This window comes from Streptomyces speibonae (assembly GCF_984686075.1).
This window is the reverse complement of sequence record NZ_OZ480260.1, coordinates 4814611-4833285: the sequence shown is the minus strand read 5'-3', so window position 1 is coordinate 4833285 and position 18675 is coordinate 4814611. Positions and strand designations below refer to the sequence as shown.

Below are 18675 nucleotides of genomic sequence, written 5' to 3'. Positions count from 1 at the left end.
GGTACCGCCAACCGGTTCCGCTCAGCCGAGCAGGACCACCTCGACCTCGGTGCCGGGCTCGACCGACTCGACGTCCTCGGGGACGACGATCAGCGCGTCGGCCTGCGCCAGGGCGGCCACGAGGTGCGAGCCGGCGCCTCCGACGGGCGTCACCGTGCCGTCGGCGTAGCGGCCGCGCAGGAACTGGCGGCGGCCCTTCGGCGAGGTCAGGGGCCGCTCGGCGGTGAGCTTGGCGCGGGCCCTCGGCCGGTGGATGTCCGGCAGTCCCATCAGGGTGCGGATGGCGGGGCGGACGAACAGCTCGAAGGAGACGTAGGAGGAGACCGGGTTGCCGGGCAGGGCGAGCAGCGGGGTGTGGTCGGGGCCGATGGAGCCGAAGCCCTGGGGCTTTCCCGGCTGCATGGCGAGCCTGCGGAAGTCGATGCCGCTGCCGGGCTCGTCCTCGTCGGCCGCGTACGACAGCGCCTCCTTGACGACGTCGTACGCCCCCACGCTCACACCGCCGGAGGTGACCATCAGGTCGGCGCGGACCAGCTGGTCCTCGATGGTGTCCCGCAGGGTCGCGGCGTCGTCGGCGACGGCGCCCACGCGGTAGGCGATCGCCCCGGCGTCCCGCGCGGCGGCGGTGAGGGCGAAGCTGTTGGAGTCGTAGATCTGACCGGGGCGCAGTTCCTCGTCGGGCTGGACGAGTTCGCTGCCGGTGGAGAGCACCACCACGCGGGGGCGCGGGCGCACCCGTACCGTGCCGCGGCCGATGGCGGCCAGCAGGGAGATCTGCGGCGGGCCGAGGACGGTGCTGGCCTCCAGCGCGCGGTCGCCGGCCTTGACGTCGCTGCCCTGGGCGCGCACGTGCGCGCGGGCAGGGGCCGGGCGGTGGACCGCGACCTGGCCGCCGGCGCCCTCGGGGGCCAGGCTGCGGGCGCGCATCCCGGCCGCCGGTCCCTCGCCGAGTCCGCCGTCGGTCCACTCGACGGGGACGACGGTCTCGGCGCCGGGCGGGAGCGGGGCGCCGGTCATGATGCGGGCGGCCTGGCCGGGGCCGACGTGCAGGAGGTCCCCCTGGCCCGCGGCGACGTCCCCGATGACCTCGAGGGACGCCGGGTACTGCTCGGTGGCGCCCTCGATGTCCGCGACCCGCACCGCGTATCCGTCCATGGAGCTGTTGTCGAACGGGGGCAGGGACACCGGAACCGTGACGTCCTCGACCAGGACGCAGCCCTGGGCGTCGAGGAGCTGGAGCTCGATGGGTTCGAGGGGCCGGACGGTCGCGAGGATGTCGGCCAGGTGCTCGTCCACCGACCAGAGGTGGTCCGGGCCTGCGGTGCGGGGCGCGGCGGTGCTCAACGTTGCTGCATCTCCTCGGTGACGTAACGGCGGAGCCAGGTCCGGAAGTCCGGGCCCAGGTCCTCACGTTCGCACGCGAGCCGCACAATGGCACGCAGGTAGTCGCCGCGGTCGCCGGTGTCATAGCGGCGGCCCTTGAAGACGACGCCGTGCACCGGGCCGCCGGCCTTCTCATCTGTGACGAGCTGCTGGAGGGCGTCGGTGAGCTGGATCTCGCCGCCGCGGCCCGGCTCGGTCTTGCGGAGTATGTCGAAGACGGCCGGGTCGAGGACATAGCGGCCGATGATGGCGTAGTTCGAGGGCGCGTCCTCGGGGGCGGGCTTCTCGACCAGGCCGCCGATCTTGACGACGTCGGAGTCCGCGGTGGTCTCGACGGCCGCGCAGCCGTAGAGGTGGATCTGCTCGGGAGCCACCTCCATGAGCGCGATGACGCTGCCGCCGTGCTGCTGCTGGACGTCGATCATGCGCTGGAGCAGGGGGTCGCGCGGGTCGATCAGGTCGTCGCCGAGGAGGACGGCGAACGGCTCGTCCCCGACGTGCGGGGCGGCGCACAGCACGGCGTGGCCGAGTCCCTTGGGGTCGCCCTGGCGGACGTAGTGCATGGTGGCCAGGTCACTGGACTCCTGGACCTTGGCGAGGCGGCCGGCGTCGCCCTTCTTCTGGAGGGCGGACTCGAGTTCGTAGTTGCGGTCGAAGTGGTCCTCCAGCGGGCGCTTGTTGCGGCCCGTCACCATGAGGACGTCGTCGAGACCGGCGGAAACGGCCTCTTCGACCACGTACTGGATCGCCGGCTTGTCGACGACCGGCAGCATCTCCTTGGGAGTGGCCTTGGTGGCCGGCAGGAACCGGGTACCGAGACCGGCTGCGGGGATGACAGCCTTGCTGATCCGAGGGTGTGACTGTGACATGCCGGACACCATATCCGCTGCCTTTGCGGGGAATCGGCGGCTCCGAATATTTGCTGCTCATATGAGCGTATTGGAACGATACGGGGACAGAGTTGAGACAGAACGACCGCGCCGACGAGTCTGGCAAGCGGGTGCTGCGACGCCAAATCCTCCAGGTGAGGAACGGGTTGACGGCGGACGACGTGCGGGAATCGGCGACCGCGCTGTCCCGGCAGGCGCTCGCGCTGCCCGAACTCGCTCGCGCGCGCACGGTGGCGGCGTACGTCTCCGTGGGGAGCGAACCCGGCACACTCGCGCTGCTGGACGCCCTGCGCGCCCGGGGCGTACGCGTCCTGCTGCCCGCGCTGCTTCCGGACAACGACCTCGACTGGGGCGCCTACACCGGGGAGAGCTCCCTCGCGCGGGTGCGGCACGGCGGACGCATGGCCCTGTTCGAGCCGGCCGGCGCCCGCCTCGGCCCGGACGCCGTGACGGAGGCGGACGTCGTCCTGCTGCCCGGACTGGCCGTCGACGCACGCGGGATGCGGCTGGGGCGCGGCGGCGGCTCCTACGACCGTGTGCTCGCCCGGCTGCACCGCGCGGGCGCCCGTCCGGCCCTGATGGTGCTGCTGTACGACGCCGAAGTCGTCGTCCGTGTCCCCGAGGAGCCGCACGACCGGCCGGTCGACGCGGTGGTGACGCCGTCCGGCGTACGGCGCTTCGGCGCCCGCCCCTGACGCGGATCCCCCATCGCACGCGTCCGGCGCGCCCCTGACGCGACCATCGGCCTCCACGCGCGCGTGGAGGCCGATTCACGAGGGCGGGACCGTGGAGGTCAGGGCTTGAGCTCCAGCGTGTCGCTCGTGCTCTCCTCGACCGCCTTCTCCGAGGAGGGCCACTCCAGCAGCTCGCCGCCCGCCCACTTGTCCGTCTGGTCGACGTAGTGGGCGTTGTAGGCGTGCCCGGAGGCGCCGGTGAGGTTGATCCAGCGGGACTTGTCGAAGTCGCCGAGGTTGACCACCATCCGCATGGACGGCACCCAGACGACCTCATAGCCGCCGGCCGCGTTCCAGCCCGTGGCGTTGACCGTCGCCTCACCGCCGCCGAGCTTCCACGGGCCCCGGTTGAGGGCGTACTTCAGGAAGCCGGGGCCCTCGGTGCCGAGCGTCTGGTTCTCCAGGAACAGGCGGTGCAGCCGACCCCAGCTCCAGGTGTCGATGTCCTTGCCCAGCCGGGCGGTCAGCTCCCAGCGGGCGTCGATCATGGCCCGCTTGAACAGTTCGTCACGGTTGCCGGCGCCCGGACGGGTGCCCCTCTTGGGCGTCGTCCACCACTCGCTGTCCGGGTCGTCCTTCAGCTTGCGGACCACCTCGAACCAGCGGTCGCCGCCGTCCGGCTGCGCCGCGTCGGCGTCGCGCTGACCGCACTCGCGGACCTTGTCCACCTCGTCGGCGGGGCCGGTGGTGTTGACCGGGTCGACCCACAGGCACTGGCCCTTGACCCGCAGCTCCCTGGGCAGCTTGTGACCGAAGGCGAGCTTGAGGATGTTGCGCCACACGGCGTTGAAGTAGGCGGCGGCGGCCGAGTCGGCGTCCTGGGTGTAGTCCCAGCCCTCCAGCAGCTTCTGCGCCTCGCGCACGTCCGCGTCGCCGGTGTCGATCTTCAGCAGGTCGGGCACCAGCAGCTTGGCGATGGAGCTGGAGTTGTCGAGCTGCATCTGGCGCATGTCGTCGGTGGAGATCTTGCCGCCGTCCTTGATCTTCGACTGGATCAGGTCGGTGATGCGCCGGCTGCGGGCGCCGTAACCCCAGTCCGTGGTCAGCGTGTACGGGTAGTCCTTGCCGACGACGGCCTGGTTGGCGGTGACGATGTAGCCGCGCTCGGGGTCGAACTCGAAGGGGAGCGCCTCCTGGTCGATCCAGCCCGTCCACCGGTAGTCGGGGTTCCAGCCCGGGGCGGGGACGGAACCGTCGTGCTTCTTCGCGCGGGTGGGGATCTTCCCGGGCAGCGTGTACCCGATGTGGCCCTCGGTGTCCGCGTAGACCAGGTTCTGCGAGGGCACCTCGAACAGCGTGGCCGCCTCGCGGAAGTCGTCCCAGTCCTTCGCGCGGTTGATGGCGAAGACGGAGTCCATGGTGCGGCCCGGGTCCAGCGCGGTCCAGCGCAGCGCGACGCCGTAGCCGTCGCCCCGGTCGGGGGCCGCGCTGTCGACGGCGGCCTTCCTGCCGGTCCGCACCAGTTCGTCGGAACGGTCGGAGAGCAGCGGGCCGTTGTTGGTCTCGCGGATCACGATCTTCCGCGACTCGCCGCCGGCGACCTTGATGGTCTCCTCGCGGGTCTCGAACGGCACCACCTTGCCGTCGTACTGGTAGCCGTCGCCGGTGATCTTCTCGAGGTAGAGGTCGGTGACGTCGACGCCGGAGTTGGTCAGGCCCCAGGCGATGTCCTGGTTGTGGCCGATTATCACGCCGGGCATGCCCGCGAAGGTGTAGCCGGTGACGTCGTAGGGGCATTCGGCGGAGACCTCGCGGCAGTGCAGGCCCATCTGGTACCAGACGGACGGCAGCGAGGCCGACAGGTGCGGGTCGTTGGCGAGCAGCGGCTCGCCGGTGATGGTGTGGTCGCCCGAGACGACCCAGGAGTTGGAGCCGATGCCGTCGCCGTTGACGCCGACGGCGGTGGGCAGGTCGGCCAGGACCTCCTGGAGGCCGGTCAGCTGGCTCTGCAGCGCGGAGCCGGAGGTGCCGGTGCCCGTACCGGTCTCCGTGCCCGCGCCGGTGCCCGTACCGGTCTCGGTGCCTGTGCCGGTGCCCGTACCGGTCTCGGTGCCTGTGCCCGTTCCCGTACCCGAGCCCGCCGTTCCCGTGCCGGTCCCGGTGCCGTTGCCCGTGCCGTTGCCCGTGCCGTTGCCCGTCCCCGATTCGCCGCCCTGCTCGTACGCTCCGGTGAGCTCGTTGTACTGACCCTCGTGGATCACCGGCTTGTTCCGGCCGTAGGGGTACGCCGGATACAGGTCGGCGATCTGCTTGGGGCCGAGGCGGCTGGTCATCAGCGCCCGGTCGATCTCGTCCTGCATGTTGCCGCGCAGGTCCCAGGCCATCGCCTTCAGCCAGGCCACGGAGTCGACCGGGGTCCACCGGCCGGGCTTGTAGTCGTTCTTGAAGCCCAGCGCCGCGTACTCCAGGGAGATCTCCTCGCCCTCCTTGCCCTCCAGGTAGGCGTTGACGCCCTTGGCGTACGCCTGGAGGTACTTCTTCGTGGCGGGCGCGAGCTTGGTGTCGTACTCCTCCTTGGCGATCCGGTCCCAGCCGAGGGTGCGCAGGAACGCGTCGTTGTCGACCTGGCCCTTGCCGAACATCTCCGACAGGCGCCCGGCGGTCATGTGCCGGCGCACGTCCATCTCGTAGAACCGGTCCTGCGCCTGGACGTAGCCCTGCGCCATGAACAGGTCCTCGTCGGAGGAGGCGTAGATCTGCGGGATGCCGTAGCCGTCGCGTTTGACATCGACGGGTCCCGACAGCCCCTGGAGCGTGATCGAGCCCGTGGTCTGGGGGAACGAGGCACGCACGGTACTGACCGACCAGTAGCCCCCGTAGGCGAGACCGCCGATCAGGGCCAGTACCAGGACGAGCACGAGCAGACGGCCCTTGCGCCCTTTCTTCCTGCCGGACTTGCCGGCCTGCTGACCCGGGGAGGCGGTGGCCTGCTGACCCGGAGAGGCGGTGGTGTCGGTGGGCATCGCTGTCCTTGCTGTCCTAACGCGAGCGGCAGGTCGGGCTGTGCTTTTAACTGAGCGCTGGAGCAACGATATGCGCAGGGCCCCGCGCCCCTTGACGCGGTGTGGGGAACCGGCCCGGACGAGCGTTCGATCCTGCCCCTCGGAGCATCAAGAACGCGTCAAGAGTTAGGTAAGGTAACGAAGTAGTTTGCCGCGGAAGCGGTGGATCGCATGCGATGCACGTGAGCTCGCGCACGGGTGCGCCCGAGCCAGGGAAGGGAACAGCCGCTGACCATCCACCACCTCAACCAGCTTCTGCTCGTCTGCTCGGTCGTACTGCTCGTGGCCGTCGTCGCGGTCCGTATCTCCTCGCGCAGCGGGCTCCCCAGCCTGCTCATCTACATGGGCATAGGCATCGCCATCGGCCAGGACGGCATCGGCCACATCGCGTACGACAACGCCGCGCTGACGCAGGTCATCGGGTACGCGGCACTGGTCGTGATCCTGGCCGAGGGCGGACTGGGCACCAAGTGGGCCGAGGCGAGACCGGCGCTGTCCGGCGCCTCGGCGCTCGCCCTGGTCGGTGTCGCGGTGAGCGTCGGGGTCACGGCGTCCGCGGCGCACTTCCTGGTCGGGCTGGAGTGGCGGCAGGCGCTCATCATCGGCGCGGTGGTCTCCTCGACCGACGCGGCGGCCGTCTTCTCGGTGCTGCGGAAGATCCCCCTGCCCTCGCGGGTGACGGGCACCCTGGAGGCGGAGTCCGGTTTCAACGACGCGCCCGTCGTCATCCTGGTCGTCGCATTGTCCGCCGCAGGGCCGGTCGAGCACTGGTACGTGCTGCTCGGCGAGATCCTCCTGGAGCTGGCCATCGGCGCCGCCATCGGCATCGCGGTGGGCTGGCTGGGCGCCTGGGGGCTGCGCCACGTGGCGCTGCCCGCCTCCGGCCTCTACCCGATCGCGGTCATGGCCATCGCCGTCGCGGCCTACGCGATCGGCGCGACCGCCCACGGCAGCGGCTTCCTCGCCGTCTACCTCGCCTCGATGGTGCTGGGCAACGCCAAGCTGCCGCACTGGCCCGCCACGCGGGGCTTTGCCGAGGGGCTCGGCTGGATCGCCCAGATCGGCATGTTCGTCCTGCTCGGCCTGCTGGTCACCCCGCACGAGCTCGGCGACGACTTCGTGCCCGCGCTGGTCATCGGGCTGGCGCTCACCCTGGTGGCCCGCCCGCTGGGCGTCGTGGTGTGCCTGACGCCGTTCCGGGTGCCCTGGCGGGAGCAGGTGCTGATGTCCTGGGCGGGGCTGCGCGGCGCCGTGCCCATCATCCTGGCGACGATCCCGATGGTGCAGGGCGTCAGGGGCAGCGAGCGGATCTTCAACATCGTCTTCGTCCTGGTCGTCGTCTACACCCTGGTCCAGGGCCCGACGCTCCCTTGGCTGGCCGGAAAGCTGCGCCTGGGCGAGGAACCCGGCCCCGCCGACCTCGGCATCGAGTCGGCGCCCCTGGAGCGGCTGCGCGGGCACCTGCTGTCGGTCGCCATCCCCGAAGGCTCGAGGATGCACGGCGTGGAGGTCGGCGAACTGCGGCTGCCGGCCGGGGCGGCCGTCACGCTCGTCGTGCGCGAGGGGAGGTCGTTCGTCCCGCTGCCGTCGACGATGCTGCACCACGGGGACGAGCTGCTCGTCGTCACCACCGACCCGGTGCGGGACGCCACCGAGCGCCGCCTGCGCGCGGTCGGCCGGGGCGGCAAGCTGGCCGGCTGGCTCGGCACCGATGGATCGCAGGCGGGAAGCTGACGAGGTGCTCGGTTTCACAGCCGCACAAGCCCCTGATCCCTGTATTATGCAAGCGACCCCAGATCGAACCAACTCTGCCTGATGCAGAGCTGGCGCGACCGTATGGCGGCCGGGACGCCCTGAGCTGTGGCGCCGGTATCCACCGCAGTCAGCGCAAGAGGACAGCTCTCGGCGCACCCGCACGACCCGCGCGGGGCGCTACCAGGTGGCAGAAAGGCACGGGCCGTGGCATCCACGGTCACCACGTCCAAGGATTCGGCGGCCACCTCCCGCCCGGGCTACGGCCGGCTGCTGCGCACGCGCGGCGCGTGGACGTTCCTGCTCCCCGGCTTCGCGGCGCGCCAGCCGTTCGCGATGCTCACCCTCTCCATCGTGCTGTTGGTGCAGCACACCACCGGCTCGTACGGCGCGGCAGGCGCCGTCGCCGCCGCCACCGGCGTCTCCATGGCCCTCTTCGCGCCCTGGAGCGGACGCCTGGCCGACCGGCACGGGCAGCGCGCGGTGCTGGTGCCCGGCGTCCTGGTGCACACCGTGTCCGGGCTCGCCCTCACCGCGCTGGCGCTGACCGGCGCGCCCCTGTGGGCGCTGTTCGCCGCCGCCGTTCCCACGGGCGCCTCGGTGCCGCAGATCGGGCCCATGGTGCGCGCCCGCTGGGGCGTCAGGCTCAAGGGCTCCCCGCTGATGGCGACCGCGGCGGCCTTCGAGTCCGTCACCGACGAGTTCACCTTCGTCGTCGGGCCGCTGCTGGCCACGGCCCTGTGCACGGCCGTCGACCCGGCCGCCGGTCTGGTCGCCGAGGCCTCGCTGACCCTGATCGGCGGACTGCTGTTCGCCGCGCAGAAGAACACGCAGCCCCCGGCCGGCCGCGAGGAGCACGCGCGCGTGGAGCACGGTTCCGCGCTGCGCGTGCCGGGTGTGCGGGTGCTGATCGTGACGTTCCTCGGCATCGGTTCCGTCTTCGGCGGCATGCAGGTCGCGCTGGCCGCGTTCACCGAGTCGATCGGCAACCCCGGGCTGAACGGCGTCCTCTACGGCGTCTTCGCGGCGGGCAACATGCTCGCCGGTATCGCCTGCGGCGCGATCGCCTGGCGGACCGCCCCGCAGCGGCGCCTGGTGCTCGCCCACACGGCGCTCGCGCTGACGGCGTCGGCCCTGTGGACCACCCATTCGGCGCTGCTGCTGGCCGGGCTCGGCCTCCTGGTCGGCATGTGCATCGCGCCGGCCCTGATCACCGGCTACACGCTGGTGGAGAGTCTGGTCCCGGCCGGGGCCCGCACCGAGGCGTTCACCTGGCTGACGGGCGCGGTCGCGCTCGGCCAGGCCGCGGCCGTCACGGTCGCCGGGCAACTGGAGGACCGCCTCTGGGACGGTGCCGGATTCCTGGTGCCGATGGCCGGTACGGTGCTCGCGCTGGCCACCCTCCTGGCACTGCGGTCACGGCTGACGAGGAGCCCGCGCGGGCGCACCGTGGCGCGTGGCGTGGGTCACCGCGAGCCCGTCGCAGTGGACTGAACCCTCGGAATACGTCACTATGGACCGTCGTTAGCACTCATCGAGTGAGAGTGCCAGGAGGAAGACAGTGCCGACCTACCAGTACCAGTGCACCGAGTGCGGCGAGGGCCTCGAGGCGGTGCAGAAGTTCACCGACGACGCCCTGACCGAGTGCCCCAACTGCCAGGGCCGCCTGAAGAAGGTGTTCTCCGCGGTCGGCATCGTGTTCAAGGGTTCCGGTTTCTACCGCAACGACAGCCGCGGCTCCTCGTCGAGCAGCTCGCCGGCGTCGTCGAAGGCACCGGCTTCCGCCTCCACTTCCTCGTCCTCCTCCTCGGACTCCGGTTCGGGTTCGGGTTCGGGCTCGTCGTCCGGTTCGTCCGGCTCCGGCAGCTCCGCCGGCACCACCGCCGCCTAGGCTCGGTCTTCCGCTCCGCGAAGGCCCCCCGTCGTCCGACGAGGGGGGCCTTCTGCCTTTCCGGGCACTCTTCCTTCCTCCAGGGGGCGGTCGGAGTGCGGCGGTTAGGGTGCGGAGCATGGCGAACATCGCGAAGGCCGACATCGGCGTGATCGGCGGCTCCGGCATCTACTCCTTCCTCGACGACGTGACCGAGATCCAGGTCGACACCCCCTATGGGGCGCCGAGCGACTCCCTCTTCCTCGGCGAGGTGGCCGGCCGCCGGGTCGCCTTCCTGCCCCGGCACGGACGCGGCCATCATCTGCCGCCGCACCGCATCAACTACCGCGCCAACCTGTGGGCGCTCCGCTCGGTCGGGGTGCGCCAGGTGCTGGGGCCGTGCGCGGTGGGCGGGCTGCGGCCCGAGTACGGGCCGGGCACGCTGCTGGTGCCGGACCAGCTGGTGGACCGCACGAAGTCCCGGCAGGGCACGTACTTCGACGGGCTGCCGCTGCCCGACGGCACCGTGCCGAACGTGGTCCATGTGTCCCTGGCCGACCCCTACTGCCCCACCGGACGGGCGGCCGCGCTGAAGGCGGCGCGCGGACGGGACTGGGAGGCGGTGGACGGCGGCACGCTGGTCGTGGTGGAGGGGCCGCGCTTCTCCACCCGCGCGGAATCGTTGTTCCACCGGGCCCAGGGCTGGTCGGTGGTGGGCATGACGGGCCATCCCGAGGCGGCACTCGCCCGGGAGCTGGAGCTCTGCTACACCTCGATGACCCTGGTCACCGACCTCGACGCCGGGGCCGAGACCGGTGAGGGCGTCTCCCACGACGAGGTGCTGCGGGTGTTCGCCGCCAACGTGGACCGGCTGCGGGGCGTGCTCTTCGAGGCGGTGGCCGCGCTGCCGGCGACGGAGGAACGGGAGTGCGTGTGCACGTCGGCGCTGGGCGGGATGGATCCGGGCTTCGCGCTGCCGTAAGGAGGCGTGGGGGTCGCGCTGTGGTGAGGGGGCATGGGATCGCGCTGCCGTAAGGGGGGGCGTGGGGGGGGTCGCGCTGCGGTGAGGGGTCCGGGGGAGGCTGAGGACGGAACGGCTCGTTCGGGTGGGGGAGATCTCCACAGGAGCGGGGTGCGTCCACAGGGGGCAGCGGGCCTTCGCCCGGGCCGCGCATCGTGGAAGCCGCAAGCCGGTTCCTCGTCGTAGGTGGTGGTTCCCGTGTCCCGTTCGTCTTCGTCGCTCCGCTCTCCCTCCTCTCCCTCCTCCCCTTCCTCCCCCTCCCCCGTCGTCGCGCGTCCGCCCGGCGCCGACATCCCCGCGCCGTGCGAGGTGCCGCACTTCGCGCCGGTACGGGTGCGCGGCAGTCTGCCGCTGCCGGGCGCGCTCGTACGGCACCGGAGGCGGGCCGTGGCGGTCGGCCTGGCCGTCACCGCGGCGGCGCTCGTCGCGGCGGGCCCGCGGGACGCCGACCGGTCACGCGGGCACCCCGGGGACGCCGATGCGGCCCGGCCCGCCGCCGCGTCCCCGGGCGACCGGTCGGCACGGCCGCGCCGCGCGCGTACGACGGTCACGGCACCGGTGCGGATCGCCGACGCGGCCACGGTGCGGCTGCTGCGGCCGGGCGACCGGGTGGACGTGATCGCCGCCGAGGAGACCGTGTCCGGCGGCGAGGCCCGTGTGGTCGCGCGCGGGGCGCGGGTGACGGAGGTGCCGCGGCCATCGGACGGAGCGGTCGACGCGGGGGCGCTGGTCGTGCTGTCGGTCCCCCGTGACACCGCGGCCGAGCTGGCCGGCGCGAGCGCCACGGCCCGGCTGGCGGTGACGCTGTGGTGAGCGTGTCCGAACGCCGTGATTGGACAGGCCCGCACCGGCGTGCCGTAGGTTGCGGAGCGTTTTCTTCCGTCCCCTGCGCACAGGAAAAGAGGCCTCGCCGTGAGCGACCGGAACAAGGCGGGTGTCTGGGAGGGCTTCAAGGCCTTCCTGACGCGTGGCAACGTCGTCGATCTGGCCGTGGCGGTGGTCATCGGTGCCGCCTTCACCAACATCGTCAACTCGGTCGTGAAGGGCGTCATCAACCCGCTGGTGGGCGCCTTCGGCACGAAGAACCTGGACCACTACAGCTCGTGCATCAAGGGCCCCTGCGAGGGCACCGGGGACGCCGCGACCGGCGTCCGGATCCTGTGGGGCTCGGTGCTCGGCGCGACGCTGCAGTTCCTGATCACCGCCGCGGTCGTCTACTTCCTGATGGTGCTGCCCATGGCGAAGTACCTGGCCCGGGTGGAGGCCCGCCGCAAGGCGAAGGAGGGCACGCACGAGGTGATGGAGGTCACCGAGCTGGAGGTCCTCAAGGAGATCCGCGACACCCTCGTCGCGCAGCGCGGACCGGGACAGGGCGAGCGCTAGAGGCCCGGCCGGGTCAGATGTGGTGGGGCGGCTTCTCGTCGAGGAAGCGCTTCAGATCGGCGGCGCTGTCGCCGGACGGGCGCTCGCCCCACCCGCCGTCCGTGTCGTCCGAGGACTGCTGGTCCAGCGGGTCGTCGAAGACCAGCGCGGGCTTGGGCTCACTCGGGCGGGGATCGGGGGCGGTACTCATGCGTCCAGGGTACGGCTGAGCGGGACGGGGCAAGACTTGCCTCATGACAGCTGACGCTCTGACGGATGTGACCGGCCTGCGCGTGGGGCACGCGACGCGTACCGGGGACGGCTGGCTCACCGGCACCACGGTGGTGCTCGCGCCCGAGGGCGGCGCCGTGGCCGCGGTGGACGTGCGCGGCGGCGGCCCCGGCACGAAGGAGACCGACGCGCTCGATCCGCGGAACCTGGTGCAGAAGGTCGAGGCGGTCGTGCTGACCGGCGGCAGCGCGTACGGGCTCGACGCGGCCTCCGGGGTGATGGCCTGGCTGGAGGAGCGGGGACGCGGGGTGCGCGTCGGGCCCGATCCCGCCCACGTGGTGCCGCTGGTGCCGGCCGCCTGTGTCTTCGACCTGGGCCGGGGCGGCGACTTCCGGGCCCGTCCGGACGCGGCCACCGGCCGGGCCGCGGTCGAGGCCGCGGCGGCGAGCGAGCCCGGCGCTCCCGTTCCGCAGGGCAGTGTGGGCGCCGGAACGGGCGCGGTGCTGGGACAGTTGAAGGGCGGGGTCGGCACGGCGAGCACCGTGCTGGACTCGGGGATCACGGTGGCCGCGCTGGTGGTGGCCAACGCGGCGGGCTCGGCGGTGGAGCCGGAGACGGGGGTGCTGTACGGGGAGTTCTTCCAGGGCCGGGTGCGTCACCCGGAGCCGGAGATGCACGAGGCCGCCCGGAAACGGCTGGCGGAGGCGGCCGGGCGGAACGGCTCTCCCCCGCTCAACACCACGCTCGCGGTGGTGGCCACCGACGCCGACCTGTCCAAGGCGCAGGCCCAGAAGCTGGCCGGCACCTCCCACGACGGCATCGCGCGCGCCGTACGCCCGGTGCATCTGCTCCACGACGGCGACACCGTCTTCACCCTCGCCACGGGCGCCCGCCCCCTGGCGGCCGGCCCCCTCGCCCTGAACGAGGTACTGGCGGCGGGCGCGGACGTGGTGACCCGGGCGATCGTCCGGGCGGCGCGGGCCGCCGAGCCCGTGGACGGTCCCGGCGGTGTGTGGCCGTCGTACGGGTCGCTGTACGGCCGTTGAGGCGGATGAGCGCTGAAGTGACGTATGAGCAGGAAGAGTTGCCGTCCAGGGGGGCCGGCGGGGAATTTCTCGCGGGTCCCGGTCGTTTTCCAGCCACACGTTTTCTCGGTTCCTGGACATGATGTCCGACCGAGGGGCTACGGTATGCACTCACAAGGTGACATGCAGCAACGCCGGGAGAAACCTTGAGCGTTCCGTACGAGACGGCAGCGTACGAACCACCCGACTCGCCCGAGTCTCCGGAGGAGCACCTCGCGCGGCTCCTCGGCCGCGCGCTGAACTCCTTCGAGCTGCCGGAAGAGACGATCCGGCAGCTGGACTGCGCGCTCGTGCACGACGCTTCGCTGCACTCCGCGCACCACAGTGCGGGCCTGCACCGGGAGACGTACCGGCACACCTGGCTGCTCGCCGACGGGTCGGCGGTCACGCTGTGGGAGCTGGTCCACAACACCGCGCGGGGCGGGGAGCCGCAGCACGAGATCTATCTGGACGAGGAGGAGCTGCGCACGGCCACGGCCCGGCTGCCGTTCCCGGCGGACACCCCGGACTTCGAGCTGCCGGTGACGGTGCCGCTGATACCGGCTCCCGCGCTGCGACAGGTATATGTTCCGGACGATTCCCCGGACCACGCGCGCCGCTTACTGCGCCGGGCGGAGAACCCGGACCGGCCGGACCCGGAGACGGCCGCTCTGCTGACCACGGCGTGCGCGCACCGGATCACGCAGGCCTTCGGCCGCCCGTCCCGCGCGGGACGCTCCGGGCTGTTCTTCTCGCTCTACGAGCACGCGTTCCTGCTGAGTGACGGCATGGAGCTCTCCCTGTGGGAGGTCGAGCACACGGTCACGCCGGACGGACGGCACATGTGCGAGGTGTACAGCAGCGAGGACGCGGCGCGGGACGCCATGGAGCGCCGGGCGGCACAGGTTCCCTGACGCCGCCGCGCCCGCGGTCAGGCTCAGTCCTCCTCGCTGAGGCGCCGCACCAGCACGGCGAAGGCGTCGCGCTCGGCCGGGGTGAGCCGCACCGACTCCGCGCGGGGGCCCGTACGGCGCTGGCGCGGGACGGTCCCCGTGCCCTGCGGGATGTGTTCCCCGCCGGTCTCGGGCGTCCCGGCAGCCCCAGGAGCTTCAAGAACCCCGGACGCACGCATCCGCCGCCCGCGCCGGCGCCGCAGGACGTCGGCCAGGCCCGCCGCGCAGGCCACGGCCACCAGGGTGAGGACGGTGGCACCCGTCGTTCGCGAGAGCGTCTTGTACTCAGGCATGCGGCCCAGTACACACCACGGTCCGGGACTTTAGGCCCGGACCGTGGTGATCGTGATCTATATCGCAGTAGGCATGAACCGCACACACCTACCCAAACGGACGCATCGTCCGCCCGGCTACGCGGCCACCGCCTCCTTGCTCCGCGCCGTCTCCGCCGCGCCCTCGCCGGTGCCCGTGCCGGCGGCTCCCGGCACCGGCTTGCTCAGCCCCTTGAGGACGGTCACCAGGGCCGTCGTGACACAGACGCCCGCGGCGATGGCGACCAGGTAGAGGAACGGGTTGCCGATCAGCGGGACCACGAAGATGCCGCCGTGCGGGGCGCGCAGGGTCGCGTCGAAGGCCATCGACAGGGAGCCGGTGACCGCGCCGCCCACCATGGAGGCGGGGATCACGCGCAGCGGGTCGGCCGCCGCGAACGGGATCGCGCCCTCGGAGATGAACGAGGCGCCCAGCACCCAGGCGGCCTTGCCGTTCTCGCGTTCGGCGCGGTTGAAGAGCTTGCCGCGCACGGTGGTGGCCAGCGCCATCGCCAGCGGCGGCACCATGCCGGCGGCCATCACCGCGGCCATGATCTTCATCGCGGAGTCGCTGGGGCTCGCGACGGCGATCCCGGCGGTGGCGAAGGTGTAGGCGACCTTGTTGACCGGGCCGCCGAGGTCGAAGCACATCATCAGGCCGAGCAGGGCGCCGAGCAGGACGGCGTTGGTGCCGGTGAGCCCGTTCAGCCAGTCGGTCATGGCCTTCTGCGCCTCGGCGATGGGCTTGCCGATGACGACGAACATCAGGAAGCCGACGATCGCGGCGGAGATCAGCGGGATCACCACCACCGGCATGATGCCGCGCATCCCGGCCGGTATCCGCACCTTCTGGATCGCCATCACCACACCACCGGCGATGAGACCGGCCGCGAGGCCGCCGAGGAAGCCGGCGTTGACGGTGAGCGCGATCGCGCCGCCCACGAAGCCGGGCACCAGGCCGGGCCGGTCGGCCATGCCGTAGGCGATGTAACCGGCCAGGACCGGGACGAGGAAGCCGAAGGCGACGCCGCCGATCTGGAAGAGCAGGGCGCCCCAGCTGTCGGCCTGGGTCCACACGAAGTGTTCCATGACCGACGGCGCCCCGTTGATCTCGTAGCCGCCGATCGCGAAGCCGAGCGCGATGAGCAGGCCGCCCGCCGCGACGAACGGCACCATGTAGCTGACGCCGGACATCAGCCAGGTGCGCAGCTTGGTGCCGTAGCCCTCGCCGCTGCCGCCGGCGCGCTCGACGGGCGTGGCGCCGGACGCGGCGGCGGTGACCTCGCCGCGCTCCGCCTTGCCTCTGACCTCGGTGATCAGGTCGGCGGGACGGTTGATGGCCGCCTTGACGCCGGTGTCGACGGTGGGCTTTCCGGCGAAACGGTCCTTCTCCCGCACGGGGACGTCATGGGCGAGGATCACGGCGTCCGCCGCCGCGATCACGGCCGGGTCGAGCCGGGTGAAGCCCGCCGAGCCCTGGGTCTCGACGACGACCTCGACACCGGCGTCCCGGCCGGCGTTCTCCAGCGACTCGGCCGCCATGTAGGTGTGGGCGATGCCGGTGGGGCAGGAGGTGACGGCGACGATCCGGAAGGGGCGGTCCTCCTCGGGGGCCGTGGTGCCCGTGGCGGCGCCGGCGGAGGCCGCCGCCGGCGCCGCCACGGAGTCCTCGGAGGGGGTGTCGTCGCCGCGGATCAGCGCCGCCGCGGCCGCCGCGTCATCCACCGACCTCAGCGCGTCGGTGAACTCGGTGTTCATCAGCTGCCGGGCCAGCGACGACAGGATCGTCAGATGGGCGTCGTCCGCTCCGGCCGGGGCGGCGATCAGGAAGACCAGGTCGGCGGGTCCGTCCGCCGCGCCGAAGTCGATCCCGGCGGAGCTGCGCCCGAAGGCCAGGGTCGGTTCGGTGACGTGCTCGCTGCGGCAGTGCGGGATGCCGATGCCGCCCTCGAGGCCGGTCGGCATCTGCGCCTCACGCGCGGCGACGTCGGCGAGGAAGCCCTCGAGGTCGGTCACCCGGCCCTGGGCCGCCATGCGCTCGGCGAGGGCTCGTGCCGCCGCGTCCTTCGTGTCGGCGGACAGGTCGAGATCGACCAGGTCCGCGGTGATCATGTGACTCATCGCGGGCTCCTTCGCACGCGTATCGCCCGTACTGCGGGGCGGGCGGAGGTGGGGACTGAAGGGACGGAAAGGAGAGGACGTAGGGAGCGGTTCATGAAGCCGGCTCCCTCAGGACGGGGTCGACCAGGACGCGGTCGACGGGGATCTCGGCCGTGACGGTGACCGCGGCCGGATCCAGGTCGCCCGGTACGGGCATCACGCTGCCGGGCAGCTGAACGGCCGCCGCCCCGTGGGCGACGGCGGAGGCGAGCGCCCCGGGGCCGCGTCCGCCGGCGGCCAGGAACCCGGCGAGCGCGGAGTCGCCCGCGCCCACGTTGCTGCGGACGGCGTCCACGGGGGCGGTGCCGAACCAGGCGCCGTCGTCGTCGACGAGCAGCTGTCCGTCGGCGCCGAGGCTCGCGAGGACGGCCCGGGCGCCCGCCGCGCGCAGTTCCTCGGCCGCTTTCATCGCGTCGCCGATGGTGGTCAGCGGGCGGCCGACGGCCTCGGCGAGTTCCGCCGCGTTGGGCTTCACCACGTCGGGCCGCTCCCGCAGGGCGGCGAGCAGCGCGGGTCCCGAGGTGTCCAGGGCGATGCGTACGCCGGCGGCGTGCACCCGGGCGACCACGTCGGCGTACCAGGAGGGGGCGAGTCCGCCCGGCAGGCTGCCGCAGCAGGCGATCCAGTCGGCGCCCGGCGCCTGCCGGCGCACGGTCTCCAGGAGCAGTTCCCGCTCGTCCGCCGTCAGGTCGGGCCCCGGCGCGTTGATCTTCGTCAGTACGCCGTCGGCCTCGGCGAGGGAGATGTTGGCGCGGGTGGCTCCGGCGACCGGGACGGGGGCGACCTCGATGCCCTGCGCGTGCAGCAGGTCGGCGATCAGGGCGCCGGACGCGCCGCCCAGGGGCAGCACCGCGACCGTGCGGCGGCCGGCCGCGGTGACGGCGCGCGAGACGTTGACCCCCTTGCCGCCCGGGTCGACGCGTTCGCCGGTGGCCCGGACGACCTCACCGCGGTCCAGCGAGGGGACCTCGTAGGTGCGGTCGAGGGACGGGTTGGGGGTGACGGTGAGGATCATGCGCGCACTACTTCCGTACCGCCGCGCTCGATGGCGGTGGCGTCCTGCGGGCTCAGCCCGGTGTCGGTGATCAGCAGGTCCACGTCGCCGAGGTCGCCGAAGCGGGCGAAGTGTTCCTGGCCGTGCTTGGAGGAGTCGGCGAGCAGCACCACGCGCCGGGCGGCGGCCATGGCCGCGCGTTTCACGGCGGCCTCGGCGAGGTCCGGGGTGGTGAGGCCGTACTCGGCGGAGTAACCGTTGGCGGCCACGAACAGGACGTCCGCACGGATCTCGCCGTACGCGCGCAGCGCCCAGGCGTCCACGGCGGCGCGCGTACGGTGCCGCACGCGCCCTCCGACCAGGTGGAGCTGGATGCCGGGGTGGTCGGCGAGGCGGGCCGCGATGGGCAGGCTGTGGGTGACGACGGTGAGGGAGAGGTCCACCGGCAGGGAGCCGGCGAGCCGCGCGGCCGTCGAGCCGGCGTCGACGATCACGGTGCCGTCGGCCGGGAGTTCCGCGAGGGCGGCCCGGGCGATGCGGTCCTTCTCGTCGGCCGCGGTGGTCTCCCGCTCGGCGAGGTCGGGTTCGAAGTCGAGGCGCCCGGAGGGGATGGCCCCGCCGTGCACCCTGCGGACCAGTCCCGCGCGGTCCAGTGCCTTCAGGTCCCGGCGGATGGTCTCGGCCGTCACCTGGAACTCCTCGGCCAGCGAGACCACGTCCACCCGGCCGCTGTCGCGGGCGAGCCGCAGGATCTCCTGCTGGCGTTCCGGTGCGTACATGCCGGCTGCCTCCTGGTCCGTTCATGTCCGAACGTGTGGTTACGTCCGGAGGCTACGTCGAGATGTCCGGAAAGTAAACAGGTACAGGGCCCAACCGGGCATGAGTGGACTTCCGATTGTGTCCGTTCTTCGGGCCAAGGCGCACGGGAAGGGCCCGGCACCCCCGTGA

Annotated in this window: 17 protein-coding genes; 9 read left to right on the top strand and 8 right to left on the bottom strand. The window is 72.4% G+C overall.

Features of this window, described 5'->3' with window-relative positions:
* Positions 1-21: 21 nt before the first annotated feature.
* Both glp and galU read right to left on the bottom strand, forming a co-directional pair.
* Positions 22-1344, bottom strand: a complete 1323-nt coding sequence (gene glp / locus AC5L3C_RS21950) for a molybdotransferase-like divisome protein Glp (RefSeq protein WP_493650457.1) — start codon at positions 1342-1344, stop codon at positions 22-24.
* Positions 1341-2252, bottom strand: coding sequence for a UTP--glucose-1-phosphate uridylyltransferase GalU (gene galU, locus AC5L3C_RS21945; protein ID WP_493650455.1), 912 nt, complete (start codon positions 2250-2252; stop codon positions 1341-1343). The genes glp and galU overlap by 4 nt, the downstream gene beginning before the upstream one ends.
* A 92-nt stretch (positions 2253-2344) precedes the next feature.
* Between galU and AC5L3C_RS21940 the strand changes: the two genes are divergently transcribed.
* Positions 2345-2968, top strand: coding sequence for a 5-formyltetrahydrofolate cyclo-ligase (locus AC5L3C_RS21940; RefSeq protein WP_493650454.1), 624 nt, complete (start codon positions 2345-2347; stop codon positions 2966-2968).
* A 98-nt stretch (positions 2969-3066) separates the two neighbouring features.
* Here AC5L3C_RS21940 and AC5L3C_RS21935 read toward each other — a convergent pair whose 3' ends face one another.
* Positions 3067-5970 carry a penicillin acylase family protein gene (locus AC5L3C_RS21935; RefSeq protein ID WP_493650453.1) on the bottom strand — a complete coding sequence of 968 codons (2904 nt, stop codon included), beginning with the start codon at positions 5968-5970 and terminating at the stop codon, positions 3067-3069.
* 237 nt (positions 5971-6207) lie between these two features.
* Here AC5L3C_RS21935 and AC5L3C_RS21930 point away from each other — a divergent pair, with 237 nt between their 5' ends.
* From AC5L3C_RS21930 to mscL, 6 genes are all read left to right on the top strand, one after another.
* Positions 6208-7743 carry a potassium/proton antiporter gene (locus tag AC5L3C_RS21930; protein WP_493650452.1) on the top strand — a complete coding sequence of 512 codons (1536 nt, stop codon included), beginning with the start codon at positions 6208-6210 and terminating at the stop codon, positions 7741-7743.
* Positions 7744-7968: 225 nt separating this feature from the next.
* On the top strand, positions 7969-9255 hold the full coding sequence (locus tag AC5L3C_RS21925) for an MFS transporter (RefSeq protein WP_493650451.1): 1287 nt from the start codon (positions 7969-7971) through the stop codon (positions 9253-9255).
* 67 nt (positions 9256-9322) lie between these two features.
* Entirely contained in the window at positions 9323-9652 is a 330-nt protein-coding gene (locus AC5L3C_RS21920; RefSeq protein WP_493650449.1) for an FmdB family zinc ribbon protein, read from the top strand.
* Positions 9653-9770: 118 nt separating this feature from the next.
* Positions 9771-10613, top strand: a complete 843-nt coding sequence (locus AC5L3C_RS21915; RefSeq protein ID WP_493650448.1) for an S-methyl-5'-thioadenosine phosphorylase — start codon at positions 9771-9773, stop codon at positions 10611-10613.
* A gap of 237 nt (positions 10614-10850) precedes the next feature.
* Complete coding sequence (locus AC5L3C_RS21910) at positions 10851-11465, top strand: hypothetical protein (protein ID WP_493650447.1); 615 nt, start codon at positions 10851-10853, stop codon at positions 11463-11465.
* 99 nt (positions 11466-11564) lie between these two features.
* Positions 11565-12035 (top strand): large conductance mechanosensitive channel protein MscL, encoded by a 471-nt coding sequence (gene mscL / locus AC5L3C_RS21905; RefSeq protein ID WP_493650446.1) that lies wholly within the window; start codon positions 11565-11567, stop codon positions 12033-12035.
* Positions 12036-12048: 13 nt separating this feature from the next.
* Here the strand turns inward: mscL and AC5L3C_RS21900 are convergent, their stop codons facing one another.
* A complete protein-coding gene (locus AC5L3C_RS21900) occupies positions 12049-12225 on the bottom strand; it encodes a hypothetical protein (protein WP_125505931.1) in 177 nt (58 codons plus the stop codon).
* 43 nt (positions 12226-12268) lie between these two features.
* Between AC5L3C_RS21900 and AC5L3C_RS21895 the strand changes: the two genes are divergently transcribed.
* Both AC5L3C_RS21895 and AC5L3C_RS21890 read left to right on the top strand, forming a co-directional pair.
* Positions 12269-13291, top strand: a complete 1023-nt coding sequence (locus AC5L3C_RS21895; RefSeq protein WP_493650445.1) for a P1 family peptidase — start codon at positions 12269-12271, stop codon at positions 13289-13291.
* Positions 13292-13476: 185 nt separating this feature from the next.
* Positions 13477-14223, top strand: coding sequence for a DUF6227 family protein (locus AC5L3C_RS21890; protein WP_493650444.1), 747 nt, complete (start codon positions 13477-13479; stop codon positions 14221-14223).
* A 23-nt stretch (positions 14224-14246) separates the two neighbouring features.
* Here the strand turns inward: AC5L3C_RS21890 and AC5L3C_RS21885 are convergent, their stop codons facing one another.
* The 4 genes from AC5L3C_RS21885 to AC5L3C_RS21870 all read right to left on the bottom strand — a co-directional run bounded on the left by AC5L3C_RS21885 (position 14247) and on the right by AC5L3C_RS21870 (position 18506).
* The gene (locus AC5L3C_RS21885; RefSeq protein WP_493650443.1) at positions 14247-14555 is read right to left on the bottom strand and encodes a hypothetical protein; all 309 of its coding nucleotides are present in this window, start codon (positions 14553-14555) and stop codon (positions 14247-14249) included.
* Between the two features lie 117 nt (positions 14556-14672).
* Entirely contained in the window at positions 14673-16694 is a 2022-nt protein-coding gene (locus AC5L3C_RS21880; RefSeq protein ID WP_493650442.1) for a PTS fructose transporter subunit IIABC, read from the bottom strand.
* Positions 16695-16785: 91 nt separating this feature from the next.
* The gene (pfkB, locus tag AC5L3C_RS21875) at positions 16786-17748 is read right to left on the bottom strand and encodes a 1-phosphofructokinase (RefSeq protein WP_125505926.1); all 963 of its coding nucleotides are present in this window, start codon (positions 17746-17748) and stop codon (positions 16786-16788) included.
* Positions 17745-18506: a DeoR/GlpR family DNA-binding transcription regulator gene (locus AC5L3C_RS21870; RefSeq protein ID WP_493650441.1), complete on the bottom strand. Its 762-nt coding sequence runs from the start codon at positions 18504-18506 to the stop codon at positions 17745-17747. Before AC5L3C_RS21870 ends, pfkB begins: the two co-directional genes overlap by 4 nt.
* Positions 18507-18675: the final 169 nt, after the last annotated feature.

Coding starts and splice junctions, on each gene's coding strand:
- galU (WP_493650455.1), bottom strand. CDS start 2,252: ATGTCACAGTCACACCCTCGGATCAGCAAGGCTGTCATCCCCGCAGCC.
- AC5L3C_RS21935 (WP_493650453.1), bottom strand. CDS start 5,970: ATGCCCACCGACACCACCGCCTCTCCGGGTCAGCAGGCCACCGCCTCC.
- AC5L3C_RS21915 (WP_493650448.1), top strand. CDS start 9,771: ATGGCGAACATCGCGAAGGCCGACATCGGCGTGATCGGCGGCTCCGGC.
- AC5L3C_RS21900 (WP_125505931.1), bottom strand. CDS start 12,225: ATGAGTACCGCCCCCGATCCCCGCCCGAGTGAGCCCAAGCCCGCGCTG.
- AC5L3C_RS21895 (WP_493650445.1), top strand. CDS start 12,269: ATGACAGCTGACGCTCTGACGGATGTGACCGGCCTGCGCGTGGGGCAC.
- AC5L3C_RS21885 (WP_493650443.1), bottom strand. CDS start 14,555: ATGCCTGAGTACAAGACGCTCTCGCGAACGACGGGTGCCACCGTCCTC.
- AC5L3C_RS21880 (WP_493650442.1), bottom strand. CDS start 16,694: ATGAGTCACATGATCACCGCGGACCTGGTCGATCTCGACCTGTCCGCC.
- pfkB (WP_125505926.1), bottom strand. CDS start 17,748: ATGATCCTCACCGTCACCCCCAACCCGTCCCTCGACCGCACCTACGAG.
- AC5L3C_RS21870 (WP_493650441.1), bottom strand. CDS start 18,506: ATGTACGCACCGGAACGCCAGCAGGAGATCCTGCGGCTCGCCCGCGAC.